Raw genomic sequence first — 6,730 nt, forward strand, 5'->3', positions numbered from 1 at the left:
CGTAGAGGAGATGCTCCCCGGCCCTGGGGGATGCCCCGAAGAGAACCCGCTCATCCGTCCTCGTTGCGGATACTATGTCGTATATGTACTCAAGGACCTCATCGCTCACCCTCACCCTTCTGACCATATCCATCAGGGAGAAAAGCTCATCCCTGCCAACGACGGGAGCTACTTCGCCGAAGTCTCCGGTGCTCTTCCTCCTCAGCAACGTCAGCTCCTCTTCCCGGTCTGGATACCCCATCTCAACCTTCAGCATGAACCTGTCTATTTGAGCCTCCGGTAGGGGGTAGACACCCTCGTGTTCCAGCGGATTCATCGTGGCTATCACAAGGAACGGTCTTGGTAGGGGGTGGGTTTCACCCTCTATCGTCACCTGCCTCTCCTGCATCGCTTCAAGAAGTGCCGATTGAGTTTTAGGTTGCGCCCTGTTTATCTCGTCGGCCAGCACAACGTTGGCGAATATCGGCCCCTTCTTCACAACCCACTCCCCGGCCTTCTGGTCGTAGTACTTAACACCTATTATGTCCGCGGGAAGCAGGTCAGGAGTAAGCTGTATCCTGGAGAAGCTCAGTCCCGTCGCCTTTGAAAAGGCCTTGGCAAGTGTCGTCTTCGCAACTCCGGGAACGCCCTCAAGGAGAATGTGCCCCTCCGTTAGCAGTGCCACGGCAAGCAACTCAATTGCTTCCTCCTTTCCAACGATTTCCTTGGAGATTTCCTTCCTCAGCGCTTCAAGGAACTCCTTTCCGTCCATTAACATCACCCAGCTTTGAACCGGTTTCGAGTTCAGCTATAAGCTTTCTCAGCTTTGCCCCATCGTAGCCTCTCTCTTCAAGGCTCTTAACTATATCGTCGAGGCTGACGTTTTCAGGCCGTGAAATAGCATCCAGTAACCTGAACAAGATACGGAGGGAGAGCGAGACAAGCCGAGTTGCCAATCCGGATTCAACGAAAAGTATGAACCCAACGAGCGCTGAAAGGTAGTAGAAAACGTCCCTCCTGCTAACTGCCCTTTGAATGGTCACCGTGCCGGAGGAATAAGGATTGAGGTCCCTGTGATGCACCTCATCAATGTAGAAGACCTTTCCGGGGAAAGACGCAACGAGATTACGGAGGAACGGCTCGTTCCACTTAAAGAGCCTGTTGGTGAACATATTGGGGTCGGCCGCTACTATCAGTTTCCCTCGACCATAACGAACCTCATCGATAACGGGAAACGAGCCATACCTGCCGTCAAGGAGGGAAGCGTTGCTCGTGAGCAGCAGGGGATTCCTCGCATGCAGAACGGCGTGCGGACTCTCAAGGACAACGTAGTTTACACCCCTCCCCAAGGGGGACAGGAGGGCCCTTGTTATGGGGAAGAGTGAGCTTGAGTTATAAGTAACACTGATAACAACTCCCCTTGATATCCTATCTGGAACTTCCAGGGAGCTTAGAACCTCGTTGCCGACTTCAGGACCGCTCGCCAGAAGCACTGTCCCCCCATCGGAGAGAAAAGAGCGCAGGACGTTAATGTCCCCCTTCGAAAACTTAACGTCCGGTCCGATTATAATTAAGGTCCCGTTCTTAGGGGACAGTTCGGAAGTTGAGTATGGAAAGAGCACCGGAACAACCTTGCCGGAGTGATACAGCAGGACGCCGAAGCTCGACGTTCCGTTGGGGCCGGTGTTGAGAACGCTGTAAGGAGCATCGCTCTTGAACTTGGGAACGCTTACTGGCATGATGAGGAGAAAAACGCCGATTACAGCCAAAATCGTGTAAACTACCCTCCTCATAACTCCTCACCTATGAAGAAGGATACTATGAAGTTTGCGGCTGCCTTAAGAGCGCCCTTTACAGCACCGGACTTCAGCTTGAGCCCGGCGTAAACTTCTCTCTCATGCAGGAGCGTCAGACCGAGAAGGAAATTGCGACCGGAGTCAACTCTTGAGAGAAGCTCTCTGGGAGTGATGGAAGGCTTTACCCCAAGAACCCTGATTAACAGTCCATAGACAATCCTGTATACATCCCGAACAGAGCCCAGCTTCACACTGCCCTCAGGGGATGAACTCAAGCTCGGCGTCACATTACGGAATTTTAACGGCTTTTCAGATACACTAAACCTCCTGTAGAGGACAATCCCAACAGCGAGGAGGCCGAAAAAAGCCAGCACGCGAACGATGTACGCTGTTCTTGAGACGTTCACCTGAACGGGGTTTGAAGTGGATGGCAGATAATTCTTGTCCCCCTCAAAGACAACGTAGACAACGTGCCTCCCGGAAGGCAGGTTCAGATTTACGGAGAACCTACCGTTTTCGGCTTTAACCTGACTCCACTTCTTCCCGTCAACGTAGACCTGAAGCGTAATGGGATACTCCGGACTTGGGGACACATCGCCGGTGAGCCGTAAAGTCCCCGACAAAAAGCTGAAGGAGGAAGAGAGCCGTATTAAGAGGGGAACCCTCGGAGGGATTAACCTTAGACTTAAATCGGACGGGCCGTAGCGCCAGTTACCCGAGAATTTTACGGTTGCGTTAACCGGTTGCGTGACGTTTACCAAAAACGCGAAGCTACCGTTTCCGGAGGTTACAGTTGTGAGCCTGTGACCGGCCACTAAAACAACTGTTGCGTTTGGTACGCCGTTTCCAAAGGCGTCCACGAGGTATCCCCTAACAACAATCTCGTTCCTTCTGCTCTCCCATGCCAGAATCCTCGTTGGAACCCTGCGGACGGTGAGCTGGAGGACGTTCGAGTGAAAAACTTCACCACCTGAACCCCTCCCAAAGGCGTAGACGTAGTAGACACCGGGGTTCTGAAACGAGTGCACCATCGAGAACGTTCCGTTAACAACGGCCAGTCTGTAAACCGTGCCGTTGATTGAAATCGAAACCGAGGACAAGTTCGGAGCAAACCCAAAGAGGGTCACGTTCTGAAAAACGTAGGGAGACTCGGTGGAGGCGTAGATTAAAAGACCGCTTGGCTTCATATGGGTGACTACCAAAGAGCGGTAGTCCTTGATAACAGAACCAATTTCAGCCAGCTTTTTAGACAGGTTCTCATATGGTAGCTTCACTTCTGAACCGTTGATGACCAGAGAAATTCGCGAGAGAGCGTCCAATGCCTTTTTTGATACAGAGTACCCCTCCTCCATCAAGAGGATGGCTGAGTTTGCAGAGGTATAGTCACCGTTGAGCGTCGAGTTGTGAAACCGCAGGTATCCAAGGGAGATAAGATAAACCCCCCTCCCAAGGTCGTCAAACGAGCGCGCTAACTCGAGAACAGACCCCCCAATCCCGTAGGATAGGACGGTTGAATACGTGACGTTGGCGACGTTCCAAAAGGAGAGGGCCATCATTAAGGTAACGTTTCCGTTGAGGACGGAGCTCAAAAGCGAGGTTCCCTCCTCGAGGAGTGAACTGAAGTACACGTAAGCCCCCGAATCGTTCCTTATCCCGTAAGCTGAACCCGGAACGGCGAGACCAGTGAGCAGGAGCACCAGCACAAGAGAAGCAAGGGCAGTTCTGCTCATCATACCCCCAATAGGACACGGGAAAGCCTTTTATAAGGTTAGTGGTTCTCCCCGTAAGAGGACTCATGGAAGCGAAGAACGTCGCAGGGGCCGGGTTGATTGCCCTTGGCCTAACAACGGGTGTGTGGGGGTTTCTAAACGCAATCCCAAAGCTCACGAACCTTGGCATAGCCGGGATTTTTCTTGGTCTCGTCGTTCTGGCGTTCAAATCAACCGATTATGTTAAAAGAGAAAGCGTCGATGCCCTGTCAGAGTCCTATAGGGAAGTTTTCTCATCACTTTCCGAGAACCTCTACCTTGAGGGAAACGCCGTCTTTATACCCCCCTACGAGAACCTGCCGAGGGGCGGCCTCTTCATCCCCCTCCACAGAGACTTTGAGCTGGACCTCGCGAGGCTCGACGAGAAAACCGTGTTCCTAACGGACGTCCCAAAGGACAGGCAGATGGGTCTTTTCCTCGGCCCCTTCGGAGACTCTCTCGTCAGGAGGTTTGAGGACCACTTCGAGGGAAGTCTGGAGGGGGTCGGAAGCCAGACCGTTGAGAGCGTTGCGGATTCAGTGCTGAAGTATCTGGAACTCGCGAGCAGGGTGTATATAGAGGAAACGGAACGCGGGTTCAGAATCGTCGTGAAGCCAAAGCTCAAGTGCAGGCCCAGCGGGTGCGAGAAAATCCCCTGCCCCGTGTGCGCATCCGTCCTGCTGGCGCTCTCAAAGGGGACCGGCCAGATTATAGAGGTGGAGAGCATCGTCCAAGGAAGGAGCGGAGTCGAAATAACTGCCAGGAAGCTCGGGGGAGTAGGAGAATGGAAGTAGAGGACTACATGTTGCTCTTCCTGGCGGTGTGGGTCATTATTTCAGCGCTCGCAACGTCCAACACTGGCGTCTTCATGACGCTTACCCTCATAGGCCTGCTCGTTACGATTGAGGTCGGGAGCCTCTTCCTGAGCAGGGAGCAGAAGGAGAGCCTTAAGCCCATGGTGGAGCTACTGATAGTTATATTCGCGATTATCGTCATGGCAAAGGTTTACTCCATACTCTCGGGGGGAAGTTAGTTGAGCGAGCCAAAGGGACTCTGGAGGTACTGGGACCTGCTGACGCTCATAGGTCTCTCAATCCTCATGGATATCCTGATAGCGGCTTTTCCTGAAAGCGTCGCCAGAAAGGCCCTTGGGCTGGCGTTCATACTGTTCTTCCCGGGCTACGCGTTCATAACTGCCCTCTTCCCGGAGAGGAAGGAACTCGACAACCTCGAAAGGCTCGCCCTGAGCTTTGGACTCAGCATAGCGATAGTTCCCCTGATAGGCCTGGCCCTCAACTACACCCCCTGGGGGATACGGCTGACCCCAATCCTCATAAGCCTGACCGCTTTCAACGTGCTCTTCTCCTTACTCGCGATTTACAGGAGGAGAAGCGCGGTCAATCCCTGGATTCCATGGACGACCCTTGACGACGTGAAGAGGGCACTGGAGTGGGATAAAGCGAGCGGACTTGACAAGGCCTTAACAGTGGTCCTAATAGCGGCCATAGTGGTCTCCATAGGAGCCCTCGCCTACGTCGTTACCCATCCAAAGCCGGGGGAAGCGTTTACTGAGTTCTACATACTCGGCCCCAACGGAAAGGCGAGCGATTACCCCACAAACCTAACGGTCGGTGAAAACGCCACCGTGATAATCGGGATAGTCAACCACGAACACCGCACGGTCACGTACTACGTCCAGATATGGCTCGTAAACCTGACGTGGGATGCGAAAACGAACACAACCGTTATTCACGACATATACAAGATGCCCGGCTGGTTCAACGTGACTCTCAAACCCGTCCCGGTGAACCTCGAGGGCAACTGGACGCCGGAGTTCCAGAAGAGGTACACGTTCAGCATAGACAGGCCCGGGAAGTGGCAACTGTGGTTCCTCCTTTTCAAGGACAGCCATCCAGAGGTTCCAAAACTGCCTCCAGGCTCAAACTACGTCAACACGACTGTCAGGAACCTGATTCTGGAGGCAATCAACGGAAGCGTGCAGAGCCTGAAGCTCAACATATACGTCCACAAATGAAGAAGTTTACACCACTTCAAATAGAAAAATATAAAAGGCATCAGAGAGTAAGAACTCCGAGGGATAGCATGAGGAAGGGAACGGCCGTCATAATTTTAGCCCTCCTTCTGGCCATGGGAGGCGTTGCCAAGTCCCTGTTTACGGACAGCGCGGTCTCGAAGGGCAACAGGATTACGAGCGGGGAGTTAGCGGTTGGCATCAGCAAGGACGGAAAGCGCTTCTACAGAGAGGTCAGACTCTTCAGTCTCGAGAACATCGTTCCGGGGGACGAAAGGTCCGTATCGTTTTACATCAAAAACCGGGGAACCGTCGATGCGAAGAGGCTCTCGCTCACGCTCCTCGTAAGAAACTACGAGGTAAAGATGTCGCCCGCGGAAGAGGAAGTAGACCCAACCCCCGAGAGGGGAGAACTCGGAAAGTGGCTGGTTCTCAGGAGCATAAAGATAGGCAACAGAACCGTCGAGCTGAACAAAACCCTCAACGAGCTGAACGGGACCGAGATAGTGCTGCCAAAGACCCTAAAACCCGGTGAAACAACCAAAGTTGAGCTAACGCTCGTGCTTCCGGCGGAGGCGGGCAACGAGTGCCAAACGGATGGAATAGACGTAACGCTCAGAATCGACGCGAGCCAGTGAGCTTTTATACTCTCCCTCCCTTTTCTTCCCGGGTGGGAGCATGATTGGTATTGTACTCGACATGGACGGCGTGCTCTACCGGGGAAACCGGCCAATCGAAGGCGCCAGAGAACTGATTGAGTTCCTGAAGGCCAGAGGAATCCCGTTCGCGCTCCTCACGAACAACTCCACCAGAACACCCGAGATGTACAGGGAAAAGCTCCTCTCGATGGGCATAGACGTTCCGGAGGAAAGGATAGTGACCTCCGGTTTAGCCACGAGGCTGTACATGGCGAAGCACATTGAACCCGGAAGGGTGTTCGTCATAGGAGGGAAGGGCCTTCACGAGGAGATGAAAAGACTCGGCTGGGGGACGGTTGGCGTTGAGGAGTGCCGTGAAGGCAGGTGGAAGGAAATCGAGCACGTGGTTGTTGGCCTCGACCCGGGTTTAACCTATGAGAAGCTCAAGTACGGAACGCTCGCGATAAGGAAAGGGGCGAGCTTCATCGGAACGAATCCCGACACCACTTACCCCGCTGAGGAGGGCCTCTATCCAGG

General features: G+C 53.5%; 7 protein-coding genes and 1 pseudogene. 5 read left to right on the plus strand and 3 right to left on the minus strand.

What is annotated here, in order from left to right; genetic code table 11:
• The 3 genes from MVK46_RS08430 to MVK46_RS08440 form a co-directional block, all read right to left on the minus strand.
• Positions 1–751 (minus strand): AAA family ATPase (locus tag MVK46_RS08430; RefSeq protein ID WP_297536239.1); only part of this gene is annotated, 751 nt, incomplete at its 3' end.
• Positions 729–1,772 (minus strand): DUF4350 domain-containing protein, encoded by a 1,044-nt coding sequence (locus MVK46_RS08435; protein ID WP_297536233.1) that lies wholly within the window; start codon positions 1,770–1,772, stop codon positions 729–731. The genes MVK46_RS08435 and MVK46_RS08430, both read right to left, overlap by 23 nt.
• Entirely contained in the window at positions 1,769–3,505 is a 1,737-nt protein-coding gene (locus MVK46_RS08440) for an Ig-like domain repeat protein (protein ID WP_297536234.1), read from the minus strand. Before MVK46_RS08440 ends, MVK46_RS08435 begins: the two co-directional genes overlap by 4 nt.
• Before the next feature lie 65 nt (positions 3,506–3,570).
• Between MVK46_RS08440 and MVK46_RS08445 the strand changes: the two genes are divergently transcribed.
• The 5 genes and pseudogenes from MVK46_RS08445 to MVK46_RS08465 form a co-directional block, all read left to right on the plus strand.
• Positions 3,571–4,317, plus strand: a complete 747-nt coding sequence (locus MVK46_RS08445) for a hypothetical protein (RefSeq protein WP_297536235.1) — start codon at positions 3,571–3,573, stop codon at positions 4,315–4,317.
• Positions 4,308–4,556 (plus strand): hypothetical protein, encoded by a 249-nt coding sequence (locus MVK46_RS08450; protein ID WP_297536236.1) that lies wholly within the window; start codon positions 4,308–4,310, stop codon positions 4,554–4,556. Before MVK46_RS08445 ends, MVK46_RS08450 begins: the two co-directional genes overlap by 10 nt.
• Positions 4,557–5,558: a DUF1616 domain-containing protein gene (locus MVK46_RS08455; RefSeq protein WP_297536237.1), complete on the plus strand. Its 1,002-nt coding sequence runs from the start codon at positions 4,557–4,559 to the stop codon at positions 5,556–5,558.
• A gap of 68 nt (positions 5,559–5,626) precedes the next feature.
• The gene (locus MVK46_RS08460) at positions 5,627–6,193 is read left to right on the plus strand and encodes a TasA family protein (protein ID WP_297536238.1); all 567 of its coding nucleotides are present in this window, start codon (positions 5,627–5,629) and stop codon (positions 6,191–6,193) included.
• Positions 6,194–6,233: 40 nt separating this feature from the next.
• Positions 6,234–6,730, plus strand: a pseudogene (locus tag MVK46_RS08465) (HAD family hydrolase); the annotation flags it as partial.

This window comes from Thermococcus sp. (assembly GCF_027066465.1).
In the GTDB taxonomy this organism is placed as follows: Archaea; Methanobacteriota_B; Thermococci; order Thermococcales; family Thermococcaceae; genus Thermococcus.

Coding starts and splice junctions, on each gene's coding strand:
- MVK46_RS08435 (WP_297536233.1), bottom strand. CDS start 1,772: ATGAGGAGGGTAGTTTACACGATTTTGGCTGTAATCGGCGTTTTTCTC.
- MVK46_RS08440 (WP_297536234.1), bottom strand. CDS start 3,505: ATGAGCAGAACTGCCCTTGCTTCTCTTGTGCTGGTGCTCCTGCTCACT.
- MVK46_RS08445 (WP_297536235.1), top strand. CDS start 3,571: ATGGAAGCGAAGAACGTCGCAGGGGCCGGGTTGATTGCCCTTGGCCTA.
- MVK46_RS08450 (WP_297536236.1), top strand. CDS start 4,308: ATGGAAGTAGAGGACTACATGTTGCTCTTCCTGGCGGTGTGGGTCATT.
- MVK46_RS08460 (WP_297536238.1), top strand. CDS start 5,627: ATGAGGAAGGGAACGGCCGTCATAATTTTAGCCCTCCTTCTGGCCATG.